This window comes from Pseudomonas sp. MF6394, assembly GCF_002018845.1.
GTDB lineage: Bacteria > Pseudomonadota > Gammaproteobacteria > Pseudomonadales > Pseudomonadaceae > Aquipseudomonas > Aquipseudomonas lactis.
The window spans coordinates 110,456-125,792 of the sequence record NZ_MVOJ01000020.1 but is presented as its reverse complement, the minus strand read 5'-3'; the positions used below and the strand labels follow the sequence as shown (position 1 = coordinate 125,792).

Here is a 15,337-nt window from a genome sequence, read left to right as displayed (position 1 = left end):
TGGGTGAAAGGAGGAGGGGCGAAATCTCCCACGGTCTGTACTGCGTCAACAGTCAGAATCGGGCTTTGTCCCTTCTCCTCCCTTCAAGTCCTAGCATACAAGCGGGCTTGCTCGCGAAGGCGGCCTGGCAGGCAACACAGTTGGATGGTGTACATATCCATTCCTGCGGTAACGGCCGCTTAGGGTTCCGCCCTGACGGCGGCTCACTTTTGAAAAGCGCAAAAGTAAGCAAAACGCTCTTGCCCCACCACTCGGCACCTCGCCTAGGCTCGGTGTGCCCGTAATCCGCCAGTGATTTGGGGGGCCGCCGCCACGCGCCATCCATGGCGCGGGGCGGCTAAACCGGCATCCCTGCCGGTTTACCCCCCAAATCCCTGTCGAATTCCGGCCAGCGTGGTTTAACGGGGCGCCTGAGATCAAGATCACAAGCAGATCAAGATCAAGAGCGGCTCGCTTCGCATCGTGGAGTGTGTGGTCGGGCGCGGACAACTGTGGGAGCTCGGTGCGTCAGGTGGATAAGTGTTGGCTGGAAGGCCGTCACGGGAGCAAGCTCCCTCGCCACGGGTCAGTTTCGCAAGCCCCTTTCATATTTGGCCGGTGGTGGATTCCGCGTCGCGCCAGTCGCAAGCCATCGCAAACCCTGTGCTAATATCGCGCCCCTGTTCATTTTGTATGTGGGTTGCTCCATGAAGTTGTCCATGCCGCGATTCAATCAAGCCGCTGTCTTGGTGGTCGGCGATGTCATGCTCGACCGTTACTGGCATGGTGGTACCTCACGGATTTCCCCTGAGGCTCCGGTGCCGGTCGTCAAGGTCGAGCAAATCGAAGATCGCCCAGGTGGCGCTGCTAACGTCGCGCTCAATATTGCCGCGCTCGGCGCCCCGGCTTCCCTGGTGGGGGTGACCGGCGACGACGAAGCGGCCGAAAGTCTGGCCAACAGCCTGCAGGGCGCCGGCGTGCGTGCGCTGTTCCAGCGCATCGCCCATCAGCCGACGATCGTCAAGCTGCGGGTCATGAGCCGTCACCAGCAGTTGCTGCGTATCGATTTCGAAGAACCCTTCGCCACCGACGCCCTGGCCCTTGGCGACCAGGTCGACGCGCTGCTCGACGGTATCAAGGTGCTGGTGTTGTCCGACTACGGCAAGGGCGCCTTGCAGAATCACCAAGTGTTGATCCAGGCCGCCAAGGCCCGCAACATCCCGGTGCTGGCCGATCCCAAGGGCAAGGACTTCTCGGTTTACCGAGGCGCCAGCCTGCTCACGCCCAACCTCAGTGAGTTCGAGACCATCGTCGGCGGGTGTGCCGATGAGCACGAGTTGGTGAGCAAGGGCGCGGCGCTGATGGCCGATCTCGACTTGGGCGCCTTGCTGGTGACCCGTGGCGAGCACGGCATGACCCTGTTGCGTCCGGGCCATCCGGCCATGCACCTGCCGGCGCGTGCCCGTGAAGTGTTTGACGTCACCGGTGCCGGTGACACGGTGATTTCCACCCTGGCAGCCTCCATTGCCGCCGGTGAGGAACTGCCCCACGCCGTGGCCCTGGCCAACCTGGCGGCGGGCATTGTGGTGGGCAAGCTGGGTACTGCCGCCATCAGCGCACCGGAGTTGCGCCGCGCCATCCAGCGCTCCGAAGGCTCGGAGCGCGGTGTGCTGGGCCTGGAGCAATTGCTGCTGGCGATTGACGATGCCCGCGCTCACAACGAAAGCATTGTGTTCACCAACGGCTGCTTTGACATCCTGCACGCCGGGCACGTGACGTACCTGGAACAGGCAAGCGCTCAAGGTGACCGCCTGATCGTTGCGGTCAACGATGACGCTTCGGTCAGCCGCTTGAAAGGCCCGGGCCGCCCGATCAACAGTGTTGACCGGCGCATGGCGGTACTCGCGGGTCTGGGCGCGGTGGACTGGGTGATCAGCTTCTCTGAAGGCACCCCGGAAAACCTGCTGGCCCAGGTCAAGCCCGACGTGCTGGTCAAGGGCGGTGACTACAGCGTCGACCAGGTGGTGGGTGCGGACATCGTCAGCGCCTACGGCGGCACGGTCAAAGTGCTGGGGCTGGTTGAAAACAGCTCGACCACGGCGATTGTCGAGAAGATCCGCAACAACGAGTGATACCCCGTGGGGCGAGCCTGCTCGCCCCTAGCTCTTCTTCGGCACGATCTTGCGCAGCATCTGCCGGGCCTTGCCGGTCAAGCGCTTGAGCTTGGAGTCCTTTTCCGGCTCTGCCAGGCCCTGCTGCCTAAGCCAATCCTTCCAACGAATGCGCTCATCGCGCACCAGCCAGCCCTCTTGCTGGGCAAAGCTTTCCGCCAGGTACAGGCCGCGTGTGCTGGCCGGGTACAACTGATCCTTCTTGACCGTATACAACTCTGCCAATGGCTCGCCGTCTTTGAGCGGCATCAAGTACAGGTCCGGGCGTTGGCGATCCAGGCGCGCCACCAACTGGTCACCCTCCAAACGCTCATCCACATGAAACAAACTGAGGGACTTGGCTTCCTTCGGCACTTCCAGGCGCAGGTCATAAATCAATTGCAGCGAGGCGGTCGGCAGGTGCACGTAGGCCCGTGGGCGCTCGATCAGTTGCATGGTGGCGCAGCGCACCGGGCGCGCGGCACCGGACAAAGGGCTCAGGCGAAACGGCAGGGCCTCGCGGTAATGCAGGGCAGCGGAGTAGGGCGCCGGCAGCCAGGTGTCGTTGAAGCGCCCGCCCAGCCAGCCTTCGGGGGTTTCGAGCAGGCACTCCTCGGCGATTTCCTGGATGGCGGTGTGCAGCGGCAGGTTCAGTTCATGGGCCGGGACGTAGCCGGAGATCAGCTTGAGCACCACGTCGCCACGGTCCTGGCGGCGTTGGCGCACTAGCACCCAGTAGTCCTTGTTTTGCCAGTGCAGGGTCAGGCGTACCGAGACGCCGAGGTTCGCCAGTTCCAGGGCGAAGCGTTCGGCGTCTGGCACCTCGACCGGCTTGCGCCGCTGCAGGGTCTGGGCGAAGTTGAGCGGCATGCCGACGCTCTGGTAGCTCAGGCCCTCGGGGGTGGCTTCGACGTGCAGCGGCAGTGTCTTGAAGTTGCTGGGGTTCTTTCTTATGAGCGTTCGCGGCATGTCGGCTCCTTCTTGCGACGGGGTCGGCCGCGTGGGCGGCATCAGAGTTGACGAATGACCCGGGCAGCAGTTGCTACGTTATGGGCCAGGTGCAGCGGATTAATGGTCCCGACAATAGCACTGGCAACGCCCGTTTGCGCGAACAACAAGGTGAAACTGGCCTGAATTGGATCCATTCCCGCTTCCAGGCATACGTGGCCGCTGGCCAGGGCCTTTTTCACCAGGATGCCCTTGCCGTGGGCGGCGGCATAGTCGATCACGGCCTTCTCGGCCTGTTCGTTGAGGTTGTAGGTGACCATCGCGCAATCGCCCTGTTCCAGTGCTTTCATACCGCCCTCGACGGTTTTGCCGGAGAAGCCGAAACCGCGAATCTTGCCGTCTTTCTTCAACTGCGCCAGGGTCTGGTAAACCGCGCAATCGTTAAGGATATGCAAGTCGTTGCCGTCGGAGTGCACCAGCACCAGGTCGATAAAATCCGTTTCAAGTCGTTTCAGGCTGCGCTCAATCGACATCCGCGTGTGGGCCGCGCTGAAATCGTGATGGGACACGCCGTTGGCAAACTCTTCGCCCACCTTGCTGACGATCACCCAGTCCTTGCGCTGATCACGTAGCAGCGGCCCCAGGCGCTCTTCGCTCATGCCATAGGCCGGCGCGGTGTCGATCAGGTTGATGCCCAGCTCGCGGGCCTGGCGCAACAGCATGCGCGCCTCGTCGTCGCCAGGGATCTGAAAGCCGTTGGGGTATTTCACCCCTTGGTCGCGGCCCAACTTGACGGTGCCCAGGCCCAGGGGCGACACCAGCAGGCCGGTGCTGCCCAGCGGGCGATACAGGTCGTGCAGGGTTGGCAGGCTCATGGCAACAGTTGCTCCCAGGCGGGTTGGCCGATTGCCGGAGTTGGCAGCTCGGGCAGAGGGGCGCTGGCGCTTGGGCGGATGCCGTCGCGCTTCAGGGCGTGGAGTACGCGGTCGGCGAAATCCGGCGCCAGGGCCAGTTTGGTTGGCCAGCCCACCAGTAGGCGGCCGTCTTCGGCGAGGAAGGCGTTGTCGGGACGGCTCAGCCCCGATTGCAGCGGCTCGGCGCGATCCACGCGCAGGGTGGCCCACTGGGTCTGGCTCATGTCGATCCAGGGCAGCAGTTGCGCCAGCTCTTTCTGCGCGGTGGCGATCTGTTGTTCAGGCGTACGCGCCACGCCGTCAGCCTCGGCAATATCGCCGCCCATGTACCACACCCAGTTGCCGTCGGCGGCCGGGTGGGTGGTGACGGTGATCCGTGGCTTGGTACCGCCGCCCAGGCAATGGGCGTACAGCGGCTTGAGGCCAGGGCCTTTGGCGATGATCATGTGCAGCGGGCGTTTTTGCATGGCCGGTTGGCTCAGGCCCAGGGCCGCGAGCAAGTCCGCCGTGCCGCCGCCAGCGCTCAAGACGATGCGCTGGGCGCGGATCTCACGGCCATCGACTTTCAAGCCCACCAGGGTGTCACCCTCCAGTAACGGTTCGATGTGCACACCTGCGAGCAGACCGTCGCCAGCCAATTGCGCCAGGCGGTTGATCAGGCTGGGCACGTCCACCACCAGCTCGGCCAGGCGATAGACTTTGCCTTTGAAGCGAGGGTTCTGCAGCGCCAGGGGCAGTTCGTCGCCCTTGACCTGATCGACGCGGCCACGCACGGCCTTGCTGGCGAAAAAGCTGGTGAGGTTGCCGGCAATCGTGCCGGGCGACCACAAGTAGTGCGCCTGGGACAGCACGCGCACGCCGGACAGGTCCAGCTCGCCGTTGCCGGCCAGGGCTTCACGCCAGCGGCGCGGCATATCGGCAATGGCTTCGGAGGCGCCGGTGAGGGCGCCATGCAGGGCGTATTTCGCACCGCCGTGAATGATCCCCTGGGACTTCAGGCTTTGCCCGCCGCCCAGGGTGGCGTTTTCCACCAGTACCGTGGAAAACCCCTGGCCGCGCAGGCGCGCATTGAGCCAGAGGCCGGCAACCCCGGCGCCGACAATCAGAACGTCGGTGGAAATAACGGATGGCATCGGCGACCTCAGTGTTCAAGACAAGAGGCGCAGTATACAGGCTGTTGAGTGGCGGTCAGTGCCCGGCGGTTTTCGAGAACAGCTGAATCACCACCACGCCCAGCACAATCAGGCCCATCCCCAGCATCGCCGGCACATCCAGCTTCTGCCCATAGATGAACAGTGCCGCGATGCTGACCATCACGATACCCATCCCGGCCCATACCGCGTACGCCACGCCGACCGGCACGGTACGCACCACCAGGGTCAGCATCCAGAACGCCACGCCGTAACCGACGATCACCAGCAACAACGGAATAGGGGTGCTCCAGCCTTTGATGGCTTTCATGGAAACGGTGGCGATCACTTCCGAGCAGATGGCGATGGCCAAGTAGTAGTAGGCGGCATTCATGGGCAAGTCCTCGGTGTGGTTTCAAGAACTGTAGGAGCGAGCTTGCTCGCGAAAAACGTCAACGATAACTCGCGCTTTTCTGAATACACGCGGCGCCTGTGAGTTTTTCGCGAGCAAGCTCGCTCCTACAGTGGTCGGCATTCTAGTCGTCTGCCAGATGGGGTAAAGTCATTACCTATCTTAAACGGAGATAGGTTGAGCCATGAGCGTGCAATGGGATCTGGAGCAGATGCGCCTGTTTGTCAGCGTCGCCGAGCAGCGTTCGTTTTCTGCCGTGGCCCGTGGGCAGCGCAAGGCGCAATCGGCGGTCAGCAATGGCATTGCCCTGTTGGAGGCTGACTTGGGCGTTGTCCTGTTCGACCGTAGCAGCGGCCGGCAACCGCGCCTGACCGAAGCCGGCAGTGTGTTGCTGGAGGAAGCGCGTGAGGTACTGCGCCAGTGCGAGCGCCTGACGGGGCGGGCCTTGTCGTTGACCCGCGGCGAGGAAGCCTGCCTGCGCCTGGCTCAGGATGAGGCGATGTTGTTCCAGCCTGTGCTCGACAGCCTGGAGGCGCTGGCTGTGCACTACCCGTTGCTGGAGGTGCAGTTGTCCAGCGCGGCCCAGGGCGATGTGGCGCGCAAGTTGGTGGAGCGCAAGGCGGACCTGGGGCTGTTGTTCTATCACGACCAGATTCCCGAAGCCCTGGAGCGTCGAGTGGTGGGCAGTGTGGAAATGGTCACGGTGTGCGGAGTGAATCACCCGTTGGCCAAGGAGCAGTACGTGACGTGCCAGCACCTGGCCCAGTTTCGGCAGTTGCTGATGTCGACCCAGACCAGCGTCTACCCCGGCAGCGAGGCGGCCAGCCCTCTCGTGTGGCGCGCCGACAGCTTCTACGTATTGGCCGAATGGCTGATGAGTGGCCTGGGCTGGGCCTGGCTACCGCGGCACATCGTGCAATATCCGACCTACCAGCAACAGATGGTCGAATTGGCCAGCGAATGGACCCCGCCCGCCCTGGTGGTGGAACTGGTGTGGCGCCGCGACGAGCACCTGGGGCCCGCCGCGCGCTTTTTGGCTAAACGTTTTGCCGAGTGCTTGCAGGCGATCGACTGAAAAAGCCGATAAACTCCGCCGCCATGAATAGAACTCTCTACAGCTGTCTGTTTTACCTGGCGCTGCCGTTGGTGGCTTTACGCTTGTGGTTGCGTGCGCGCAAAGCGCCGGCCTATGCCAAGCGGGTGGGCGAGCGGTTTTCCTATGGCTTGCCGGTGATGCGGCCCGGCGGGATCTGGGTGCACGCGGTGTCGGTGGGCGAAAGCATTGCCGCCGCCCCGATGATTCGCGGGTTGATGGCGCGTTATCCACAGTTGCCGATCACCGTCACCTGCATGACGCCCACCGGTTCCGAGCGTATCCAGGCGTTGTTCGCCAACGAACCGCGCATCCAGCACTGCTACTTGCCGTACGACTTGCCCTGCGCCGCCAAGCGTTTTCTCGACCGCGTGCAGCCCACGCTGGCGGTGATCATGGAAACCGAGCTGTGGCCCAACCATATCCATGCCTGCGCCCAGCGCGGTATTCCGGTGGCGCTGGCCAATGCAAGGTTGTCGGCGCGCTCGGCCAAAGGGTACGCGCGATTTGCCAAGCTGACGGCGCCGATGCTGGCAGACATGAGCTTGTTCGCCGTACAGACCGAGACCGAGGCCGAACGCTTCCGCAGCCTGGGCGCACGCCCTGAAACCGTGGAAGTGACCGGCTCGATCAAGTTCGACCTGAGCATCGACCCCCAGCTAACGGCTCGCGCCGCCGCCCTGCGTGAACAATGGGGCGCCAGCGAGCGTCCGGTCTGGATCGCCGCGAGTACCCACGAAGGTGAAGACGAGGTGGTGCTGGCAGCCCATCGCCAGTTGCTGGCGAACTACCCCAACGCCCTGTTGATTCTGGTGCCCCGTCATCAGGAACGCTTTAGCCCGACGTTTGAGCGCTGCGTGCAGCAAGGCTTTGCCACGGTGCGTCGCTCCAGTGGTGAGCCGGTCACCGAGCAAACCTCGGTGTTGCTTGGCGACACCATGGGCGAGTTGCTATTTCTCTACGCCCTGGCCGACAGCGCATTCGTCGGCGGCAGCCTGGTGCCGACCGGCGGGCACAACCCGCTGGAACCGGCGGCGTTGGGTAAGCCGGTGATCATGGGCCCGCATGTCTTCAACTTCCTCGACATCACCGCGATGATGCGTGAAGCCGGGGCGTTGCGAGAGGTGGACGATGCCGATGGGCTGGCCGAGGCGGTGCGACAGTTGTTTGAGTTGCCCCAGGACGCACGCAGGATGGCGCAGGCGGGGCTCAAGGTGATGCAGGCCAACCAGGGTGCGTTAAAGCGTTTACTGGATGGCTTGGACAAACTGATCACTCCCTGACTCGACACCGTTAATAATTGTGGGAGCGGGCTTGCTCGCGAAAGCGGTGGGTCAGTCAATACATGTGTTAACTGATCCACCGCTTTCGCGAGCAAGCCCGCTCCCACAAGGGGTCTTCGGTGTTGTCAATTATTCGGGCGGGCCTTGAGCTGTTCGGCAGCGGCTTTGGCCAGGTCCGGCGGCAGGAAGTCTTTGTCCGGGTTGTAGTCGGCCTTGAGATAGCGCGCCAGATCCTGCAAATCCCCTGGGTTGAGGGTGCCCGCCGCCTGCTTCAAACGCAGGTTGTCGAGGATGTAATCGTAGCGGCTGTTGTTGTAGTTGCGCACCGACGCGTACAGCTGGCGCTGTGAGTCCAGCACGTCGACGATGTTGCGCGTGCCCACCTGATAGCCGATTTCCGTGGCTTCCACTGCGCTCTGGTTGGAGATGATCGACTGGCGGCGTGCTTGCACCTGCTCCACATCGGTGTTGACTGCACGGTGCAGGTTGCGGGTGTTTTCCACCACCTGCCGGCGCAGGCCTTCGCGCTGCTGCTCGGTCTGGTCGAGGCGTGAATAGGATTCGCGCACTTGCGAGCTGGTGAGGCCGCCGCTGTAGATCGGGATGTTCAAGCGCAGGCCCACGGTGCGTTGCGACACATCGCCGCCGTACGGGATAGGCAACTGATTCGGGTTGCTGAAACCCAGGGCGTCGTTGTCGCCTTTTTCGTATTGCGCAACCGCGTCGAGCGTCGGCAAGTGGCCGGCCTTGCGCTGCCGAAGGGTTTCTTCGGCGGCGGTGACCGCGTAATTGCTGGCGAGCAGGTTGAGGTTCTGGCGCCCGGCGGTTTCGACCCAGGCCTTGGCGTCGTTCGGCGCCGGCGGCAGCACCGGCAGCGTGTGGACGATGCCCTGGATCGAGTTGTACTGGCGGTTGGTCAGGGTGATCAGCGCTTCGAACGCGTCGTCCACCTGGCGCTGGGCCAGGATGCGATTGGCCCGGGCGGTGTCGTAGCTGGCCTGGGATTGCAGCACATCGGTCTTGTCTGACAGGCCCACATCGAAGCGTTCGTTGGACTGGTCGAGCTGGCGCTTGAAGGCGTTTTCTTCGGCTTTGGTCGACGCCAGGTTGTCCTGGGCACGCAGCACGGCGAAGTAGCTCTCTGCACTTTGCAAAATCAGGTTCTGCTCGGAGGCTGACAGTTGCAGCGAGGCTTGCTCGTTGACCGCTTGGGCAGCTTGCAGCTGGAACCAGCGGTCGGCGCGGAACAGTGGCTGGCTCAAGGTGGCGCGCCAGGAGTGGGCGTCACGGTTGGCCGTGGCGGCCGGCTGGTCGATCTGGGTGCGCACGTTGTTGCTGTCGGCGCCGGCTGACAGGTTCGGCAGCAAGCCTGCGCGGGCCTGGGGCACCACTTCTTTTTGCGCGCCGTATTGGGCACGGGCGGCGGCCAGGTCGGCGTTGTTGTTCGCCGCTTCCTGATACACGCTGACCAAATCGGTGTTGGCGGACAAGGGCGCTTCAGCTGCCCAGACCAGTCCGTTGGTCGCACAAGACACGGCAACAGCCAGTGAGAGTTTGCGCAGCATGAGGCGATCCCTAGTATGAATATTACGGTGATAATTCAGCGCCCAAGGCTAAGGCTGGCCATGCCTGGCGTCAAGCCTTGAAGCCGTGCCCGAGTGTAGTGGCGGGGCCTGCGCACAACAATCCCACGATCACGCCATTCATCACGCTGAATAAACCGCTATTGGCAATTTGCCCACGCCATGGTCTAGACTGGCCGCGTTCTTGTCGGGGTGCCTTGTTGGAAGGCTGAGATCGGTAAATACCGGATCCCGTTGAACCTGATCAGGTTAGCGCCTGCGTAGGGAACAAGATTTCTCGTCACCCGGCGAGTCCTCTTGTGCTTCGTCCGGGATGTTGTTCGACAATCGAACAGCCCTCGTGCGCCAAGCACAGCACTGATTCCAGTGCGTCCGTCCGTCACAGGTTCGCTCCGACAAAAATCCACCGCCTGGATAAGTTGGAGAGCCCGTGATGAGCACTGAAATAAAAAGTACAAAACTAAAAAATACCGTGCACCTGAGTGAATCGGCCAAGGTCGACTCCGGCTCCGTGCAGCCGTTTACCCGCTCGCAAAAAATCTACGTGCAGGGCTCCCGCCCGGATATTCGCGTGCCGATGCGTGAAATCAGCCTGGACGTGACCCCTACGGAGTTTGGTGGCGAAATCAACGCCCCTGTAGTGGTCTATGACACCTCCGGCCCCTATACCGACCCCAATGTCATCATCGACGTGCGCAAAGGCTTGGCCGATGTGCGCTCGCCGTGGATCGAAGAGCGTGGTGACACCGAGCGGCTGGCCTGCTTGAGTTCACGCTACGGCCAGGAACGTCTGGATAACCCCGACCTGGCCTACCTGCGCTTTGCCCACCTGCAAAACCCGCGTCGGGCCAAGGCCGGCGCCAACGTCAGCCAGATGCACTACGCGCGCAAAGGCATCATCACGCCAGAAATGGAATACGTGGCCATCCGCGAAAACATGAAGCTTGAAGAGGCCCGCGCCAGCGGCCTGCTCAAGCAACAACATGCCGGGCACAGCTTCGGCGCCAGTATTCCGAAAATCATCACCCCCGAGTTCGTGCGCGAAGAAATCGCCCGCGGCCGCGCAATCATCCCGGCCAACATCAACCACACTGAGCTGGAACCGATGATTATCGGCCGTAACTTCCTGGTGAAGATCAACGGCAACATCGGCAACAGCGCCCTGGGTTCGTCCATTGAAGAAGAAGTGGCGAAGATGACCTGGGGCATTCGCTGGGGCTCGGACAACATCATGGACCTGTCCACTGGCAAGCATATCCATGAAACCCGCGAGTGGATCATCCGTAACTCGCCCGTGCCGATCGGCACCGTGCCGATCTACCAGGCCCTGGAAAAAGTCGACGGCGTTGCCGAGGACCTGACCTGGGAGCTGTTCCGCGACACCCTGATCGAACAGGCCGAGCAAGGTGTGGACTATTTCACAATCCATGCCGGCGTGTTGCTGCGCTATGTGCCGCTGACCGCCAACCGCGTTACCGGTATCGTCAGTCGTGGCGGCGCGATCATGGCCAAGTGGTGCCTGGCCCACCACAAGGAAAACTTCGCCTACACGCATTTCGAAGAGATCTGCGAAATCATGAAGGCCTATGACGTCAGCTTCTCCCTGGGAGATGGCCTGCGTCCGGGGTCGGTGGCCGATGCCAACGACGCTGCGCAATTCGGTGAATTGGAAACCCTGGGCGAGCTGACCAAGATCGCCTGGAAGCACGACGTGCAAACCATGATCGAAGGCCCTGGCCATGTGCCGATGCAACTGATCAAGGAGAACATGGACAAGCAACTGGAGTGCTGCGACGAGGCGCCGTTCTACACCCTCGGCCCGTTGACCACCGACATTGCACCAGGCTACGACCACATCACGTCGGGTATCGGTGCGGCGATGATCGGCTGGTTCGGTTGCGCCATGCTCTGCTACGTCACGCCCAAGGAACACCTGGGTCTGCCGAACAAGGATGACGTGAAGACCGGGATCATCACTTACAAGATCGCGGCCCACGCGGCCGACCTTGCCAAAGGCCACCCTGGCGCGCAGATTCGCGATAACGCCTTGAGCAAGGCACGCTTCGAATTCCGCTGGGAAGACCAGTTCAACCTCGGCCTGGACCCGGATACCGCACGGGCATTCCACGACGAGACGCTGCCCAAGGAGTCGGCCAAGGTCGCGCACTTCTGCTCCATGTGCGGGCCGAAATTCTGCTCGATGAAAGTTACCCACGAAGTGCGTGAGTACGCGGCGAACCAGCGCATTGATGCGGTGGATGTGGATGTGGCCAAGGGCTTGGCCGAGCAGGCTGAGCGGTTCAAGCAGGAAGGTAGCCAGCTCTACAAGAAGGTCTGATCCCTAGGCGGCGGTGTCTGCACCGCCGTCATCGCGGGCAAGCCCGGCTCCCACAGTTGGCCGAGTGGTACACAGATTTTGTGTTCACAGCCGGTCCCCTGTGGGAGTCGGGCTTGCCCGCGATAGCGATCCGACGAACACCCAATCTCCCTCTGCAGTAACACCCTTGAACCACCAACCGATCAACGGCGTGCGGGCACCAGTTCAGGCTTGATCACACCGGTGAGGCGCGTATAGGGCAGGGTGATTTCGATCAGCCCCTGTGCGTAAGGGGCGATGGTGCTGACGTTGTACTTGAGCACCACGCCGCCGCTGGTCAGGGCCACGTTCGGGGTTTTCTGGAACGGCCAGTTCTTCACGAACTCCGGGTCGCGGTCCATCTTGGTGCTGATCAACCAACTGTTGTGGGCGACTTTCGCGGTATTCCAGAAGGCCTGCTCCTGGCCGGGCAGCAGCATGTCGGCCAGGGTCAGTTCCTTATGCAGAATCCGTGAATAGTTGATAAACCCGCGGCCTGGCTCGCCGTGGGCGACACCGGTGTCCAGGTAGCTTGACACTTCAACGATCACCAGTCCGTCATGCTGGTCACGTACCTTGGCTTGCAAGTACATGCCGTGGCGGTCCGGCGACTCACGCAGGAAGGTGTTCCGGTAGGCGTTCAGGCTCGCCGGTACACTGGCGCCAGGCGTGGTGCGGGTCATTTGCAGCAGGCGCTGTTCCACCAGGCTGTCCAGTTGTGGCTCGGCGGGGAAATGCACGGTGTCGATGTTCACCAGCGGGCAGGTCGGGCTGTCACAGCCGGGCTTGATCTGCTCCGACTTGTCGGTGGTAACGTCCAGCGGCTTGAGATAGGCAGGTTGGAACAGGCTCTGGCAAGCACCCAGGGTCAAGGCAATACAGGCCACGGAGGCGATTTTTAAAAGCGACATGTGTGTCCTTCGTAAATCGATGGAAAGCGAAAAGAGTAGCGCTTGGACTGCCAACGTGGCCGCCAGTTCGCCACTAAACTGATTGCAGTGAGTTTGACGCTCGCCGCCTCTGCCGGCAACCGGAAAGGGGCTGCATCAACGGGCGTCGGCGCGTTAGGATGGCGGCCATTGCACGAGCTTAACGAGGGACACCATGACGGACATCGCGAAGTCGACGCCGAACAAGATCGAGATTGTTCAGCGTGACAATGCCTATAAAGGCTTCTACAAGCTCGATCGCGTGCAACTGCGCCACGAGAAGTTCGACGGCGGCATGAGCCGGGTGATCAACCGCGAAGTGTTCGTGCGTCATGACGCGGTGTGCGTACTGCCCTACGACCCGCTGCGCGATGAGGTGGTGCTGATCGAACAGTTCCGCGTCGGCGCCATGGGCCGCGCCGATAACCCCTGGCTGGTGGAGATGGTCGCCGGCCTGATTGACAAGGATGAGCAACCTGAGGAGGTTGCACACCGCGAGGCCGAGGAGGAAGCTGGGCTGACGTTCTCCGCGCTGTGGCCGATCACCAAGTATTTCCCTTCGCCTGGCGGCAGTACCGAATTTGTCCACCTGTACCTGGGCCGTTGCGACAGCTCGGGCGCGGGAGGGGTCCATGGATTGGAAGAAGAAGCAGAAGATATCCGCGTCACCGCCTGGGCCTTCGAAGATGCCTTGCAGGCGGTACGCGACGGCAAGATTTCCAACGCAGCCAGCATTATCGCCCTGCAATGGCTTGCGCTTAATCGCGCGGAAGTGAGGGGGTTATGGCAGTAAAGGCACGGGAACGTTACCGAGTTGACCTGATCGGGCTGCAAGCGGCCTGCGAGGCCAACTATGCGCGGCTGATGCGCCTGCTCCCGGACATGCGCCACGCTCCCCAGGCGCGGCGCATTGCTGTCACCCACGGCGACCAGATGCTCGGCGTGCTGACCCTGGAAGTCATTCTCACCTGCCCCTACACCACCACCCTGCGGGTGCGCCAGGAGCACAGCCTGCCGTGGTTGCCGGTGCCGCAATTGGAAGTGCAGGTGTACCACGACGCGCGTATGGCCGAAGTGATCAGCGCCGAGCATGCGCGACGCTTTCGCAGCATCTATCCTTACCCGAATGTGTTCATGCACCAGCCCGATGAGAAAGCACAGCTCAATGTGTTCCTCGGCGAATGGCTCAGCCACTGCCTGGCCTTGGGCCATGAGTTTGAAGTGGTGCGGTAGATGTGAACTGCGTCTGCTTCCTTGGGTTTCCTCTTTGTGTCCTGCCCCAGCATAATCGCGCCAACTATCCATTCCTGTCGTTACCAGGGAGAGCGCCTTGCCGAGCGTATCCGCCGTGAATCCTGATGCCGTGTTGCTGGTGCAGTTGTCCGACAGCCATCTGTTTGCCGACCCTGACGCCACGCTGCTGGGCATGAACACCCGTGAAAGCCTGCAGCGGGTGGTCGAGCTGGTGCGCGCGCGACAGCCGGCCATCGACCTGATACTGGCGACCGGCGATCTGTCCCAGGATGGCACGCTTGAGTCCTATCAGCAGTTTCGCGATTTGACCACCGCCCTTGGCGCTCCGGCGCGTTGGATTCCTGGCAACCACGACGAGCCGCAGGTCATGGCCCAGGCTGCCATGCACAGTGATTTGCTCGAGCCGGTGGTGGATATCGGCAACTGGCGTATCACTCTGCTGGATTCGGCGGTACCTGGGTCTGTGCCGGGCTACCTGCAAGACGGGCAACTGCAACTGCTGGCGCAGGCCTTGAGCGAAGCGCCGGGCCGCCATCACCTGGTGTGTTTCCACCATCATCCGGTGCCTATCGGCTGTGCGTGGATGGAGCCAATTGGTCTGCGCAACCCCGAAGCGCTGTTTGCCGTGCTTGAGCGCTTTCCGCAGACCAAGGCATTGCTGTGGGGGCATGTGCATCAGGAGATCGACAGCGAGCGCGACGGTGTGCGGCTGCTGGCTTCGCCGTCCACCTGTATCCAGTTTGCGCCGGGGAGTGAGGACTTTCAGGTCAGCGAGCAGGCGCCGGGGTATCGCTGGTTGCGTTTGCATGGCGACGGACGGTTGGAGACGGGGGTGGAGCGTTTGGTTGGCTTTGCATTCACCATCGATTACGGCAGCAACGGCTATTAGGACCTGTTAACACTGATCAAAATGTGGGAGCTGGCTTGCCTGCGATGGCAGCCTGACAGCCGACGCCTATCTACCTGACACCCCGCACTCCAAATGTGGGAGCGGGCTTGCTCGCGAAGGCGGCCTGGCAGGCAACACAGTTGGATGGTGTACATATCCATTGCTGCGGTAACGGCCGCTTAGGGTTCCGCTCTGACAGCGGGTCACTTTTGGAAAAGAGCCCCAAAAGTAACCAAAAGGGCTCTTGCCCCACCACTCGGCACCTCGCTTAGGCTCGGTGTGCCCGTAATCCGCCAGTGATTTGGGGGGCCGCCGCCACGCGCCATCCATGGCGCGGGGCGGCTAAACCGGCATCCCTGCCGGTTTACCCCCCAAATCACTGTCGAATTCCGGCCAGCGTGGTTTGACGGGGCGCCT

General features: G+C 62.2%; 13 protein-coding genes and 1 riboswitch. Of the genes, 7 read left to right on the top strand and 6 right to left on the bottom strand.

Features of this window, described 5'->3' with window-relative positions; translation table 11 throughout:
* Positions 1-686: 686 nt before the first annotated feature.
* A complete protein-coding gene (hldE, locus tag MF6394_RS20330) occupies positions 687-2,111 on the top strand; it encodes a bifunctional D-glycero-beta-D-manno-heptose-7-phosphate kinase/D-glycero-beta-D-manno-heptose 1-phosphate adenylyltransferase HldE (protein ID WP_032893882.1) in 1,425 nt (474 codons plus the stop codon).
* A gap of 27 nt (positions 2,112-2,138) precedes the next feature.
* Here hldE and MF6394_RS20325 read toward each other — a convergent pair whose 3' ends face one another.
* The 4 genes from MF6394_RS20325 to MF6394_RS20310 are packed head-to-tail and all read right to left on the bottom strand — an operon-like array spanning position 2,139 to position 5,515.
* Positions 2,139-3,098, bottom strand: a complete 960-nt coding sequence (locus MF6394_RS20325) for a hypothetical protein (RefSeq protein ID WP_003188010.1) — start codon at positions 3,096-3,098, stop codon at positions 2,139-2,141.
* A 41-nt stretch (positions 3,099-3,139) separates the two neighbouring features.
* The gene (locus MF6394_RS20320) at positions 3,140-3,952 is read right to left on the bottom strand and encodes an aldo/keto reductase (protein ID WP_078467398.1); all 813 of its coding nucleotides are present in this window, start codon (positions 3,950-3,952) and stop codon (positions 3,140-3,142) included.
* Complete coding sequence (locus MF6394_RS20315; protein ID WP_078467397.1) at positions 3,949-5,124, bottom strand: NAD(P)/FAD-dependent oxidoreductase; 1,176 nt, start codon at positions 5,122-5,124, stop codon at positions 3,949-3,951. Before MF6394_RS20315 ends, MF6394_RS20320 begins: the two co-directional genes overlap by 4 nt.
* Before the next feature lie 55 nt (positions 5,125-5,179).
* Positions 5,180-5,515 (bottom strand): DMT family transporter, encoded by a 336-nt coding sequence (locus tag MF6394_RS20310; RefSeq protein ID WP_003188013.1) that lies wholly within the window; start codon positions 5,513-5,515, stop codon positions 5,180-5,182.
* A gap of 202 nt (positions 5,516-5,717) precedes the next feature.
* Between MF6394_RS20310 and MF6394_RS20305 the strand changes: the two genes are divergently transcribed.
* Positions 5,718-6,608, top strand: coding sequence for a LysR family transcriptional regulator (locus MF6394_RS20305; RefSeq protein ID WP_044270944.1), 891 nt, complete (start codon positions 5,718-5,720; stop codon positions 6,606-6,608).
* A 23-nt stretch (positions 6,609-6,631) separates the two neighbouring features.
* Complete coding sequence (waaA, locus tag MF6394_RS20300) at positions 6,632-7,909, top strand: lipid IV(A) 3-deoxy-D-manno-octulosonic acid transferase (RefSeq protein ID WP_078467396.1); 1,278 nt, start codon at positions 6,632-6,634, stop codon at positions 7,907-7,909.
* Between the two features lie 125 nt (positions 7,910-8,034).
* Here waaA and MF6394_RS20295 read toward each other — a convergent pair whose 3' ends face one another.
* Entirely contained in the window at positions 8,035-9,474 is a 1,440-nt protein-coding gene (locus MF6394_RS20295) for a TolC family outer membrane protein (RefSeq protein ID WP_044270953.1), read from the bottom strand.
* Positions 9,475-9,670: 196 nt separating this feature from the next.
* Positions 9,671-9,776: riboswitch (TPP riboswitch) on the top strand.
* A gap of 149 nt (positions 9,777-9,925) precedes the next feature.
* Between MF6394_RS20295 and thiC the strand changes: the two genes are divergently transcribed.
* Positions 9,926-11,830 carry a phosphomethylpyrimidine synthase ThiC gene (gene thiC, locus MF6394_RS20290; RefSeq protein ID WP_044270955.1) on the top strand — a complete coding sequence of 635 codons (1,905 nt, stop codon included), beginning with the start codon at positions 9,926-9,928 and terminating at the stop codon, positions 11,828-11,830.
* Positions 11,831-12,012: 182 nt separating this feature from the next.
* Here the strand turns inward: thiC and MF6394_RS20285 are convergent, their stop codons facing one another.
* Complete coding sequence (locus MF6394_RS20285; protein WP_078467395.1) at positions 12,013-12,759, bottom strand: RsiV family protein; 747 nt, start codon at positions 12,757-12,759, stop codon at positions 12,013-12,015.
* 193 nt (positions 12,760-12,952) lie between these two features.
* Here MF6394_RS20285 and MF6394_RS20280 point away from each other — a divergent pair, with 193 nt between their 5' ends.
* From MF6394_RS20280 to cpdA, 3 genes are all read left to right on the top strand, one after another.
* Complete coding sequence (locus MF6394_RS20280) at positions 12,953-13,570, top strand: NUDIX domain-containing protein (protein WP_032893869.1); 618 nt, start codon at positions 12,953-12,955, stop codon at positions 13,568-13,570.
* On the top strand, positions 13,561-14,010 hold the full coding sequence (locus MF6394_RS20275; protein WP_003188022.1) for a DUF1249 domain-containing protein: 450 nt from the start codon (positions 13,561-13,563) through the stop codon (positions 14,008-14,010). The genes MF6394_RS20280 and MF6394_RS20275 overlap by 10 nt, the downstream gene beginning before the upstream one ends.
* Before the next feature lie 97 nt (positions 14,011-14,107).
* Positions 14,108-14,920 (top strand): 3',5'-cyclic-AMP phosphodiesterase, encoded by an 813-nt coding sequence (gene cpdA / locus MF6394_RS20270; protein WP_078467394.1) that lies wholly within the window; start codon positions 14,108-14,110, stop codon positions 14,918-14,920.
* Positions 14,921-15,337 lie beyond the last annotated feature (417 nt).

Excerpts from the sequence above, each read along its gene's own strand:
- MF6394_RS20295 (WP_044270953.1), bottom strand. The coding sequence starts at position 9,474 with ATGCTGCGCAAACTCTCACTGGCTGTTGCCGTGTCTTGTGCGACCAAC.
- hldE (WP_032893882.1), top strand. The coding sequence starts at position 687 with ATGAAGTTGTCCATGCCGCGATTCAATCAAGCCGCTGTCTTGGTGGTC.
- MF6394_RS20310 (WP_003188013.1), bottom strand. The coding sequence starts at position 5,515 with ATGAATGCCGCCTACTACTACTTGGCCATCGCCATCTGCTCGGAAGTG.
- thiC (WP_044270955.1), top strand. The coding sequence starts at position 9,926 with ATGAGCACTGAAATAAAAAGTACAAAACTAAAAAATACCGTGCACCTG.
- MF6394_RS20320 (WP_078467398.1), bottom strand. The coding sequence starts at position 3,952 with ATGAGCCTGCCAACCCTGCACGACCTGTATCGCCCGCTGGGCAGCACC.
- MF6394_RS20315 (WP_078467397.1), bottom strand. The coding sequence starts at position 5,124 with ATGCCATCCGTTATTTCCACCGACGTTCTGATTGTCGGCGCCGGGGTT.
- waaA (WP_078467396.1), top strand. The coding sequence starts at position 6,632 with ATGAATAGAACTCTCTACAGCTGTCTGTTTTACCTGGCGCTGCCGTTG.
- MF6394_RS20275 (WP_003188022.1), top strand. The coding sequence starts at position 13,561 with ATGGCAGTAAAGGCACGGGAACGTTACCGAGTTGACCTGATCGGGCTG.
- MF6394_RS20325 (WP_003188010.1), bottom strand. The coding sequence starts at position 3,098 with ATGCCGCGAACGCTCATAAGAAAGAACCCCAGCAACTTCAAGACACTG.
- MF6394_RS20285 (WP_078467395.1), bottom strand. The coding sequence starts at position 12,759 with ATGTCGCTTTTAAAAATCGCCTCCGTGGCCTGTATTGCCTTGACCCTG.
- MF6394_RS20305 (WP_044270944.1), top strand. The coding sequence starts at position 5,718 with ATGAGCGTGCAATGGGATCTGGAGCAGATGCGCCTGTTTGTCAGCGTC.
- MF6394_RS20280 (WP_032893869.1), top strand. The coding sequence starts at position 12,953 with ATGACGGACATCGCGAAGTCGACGCCGAACAAGATCGAGATTGTTCAG.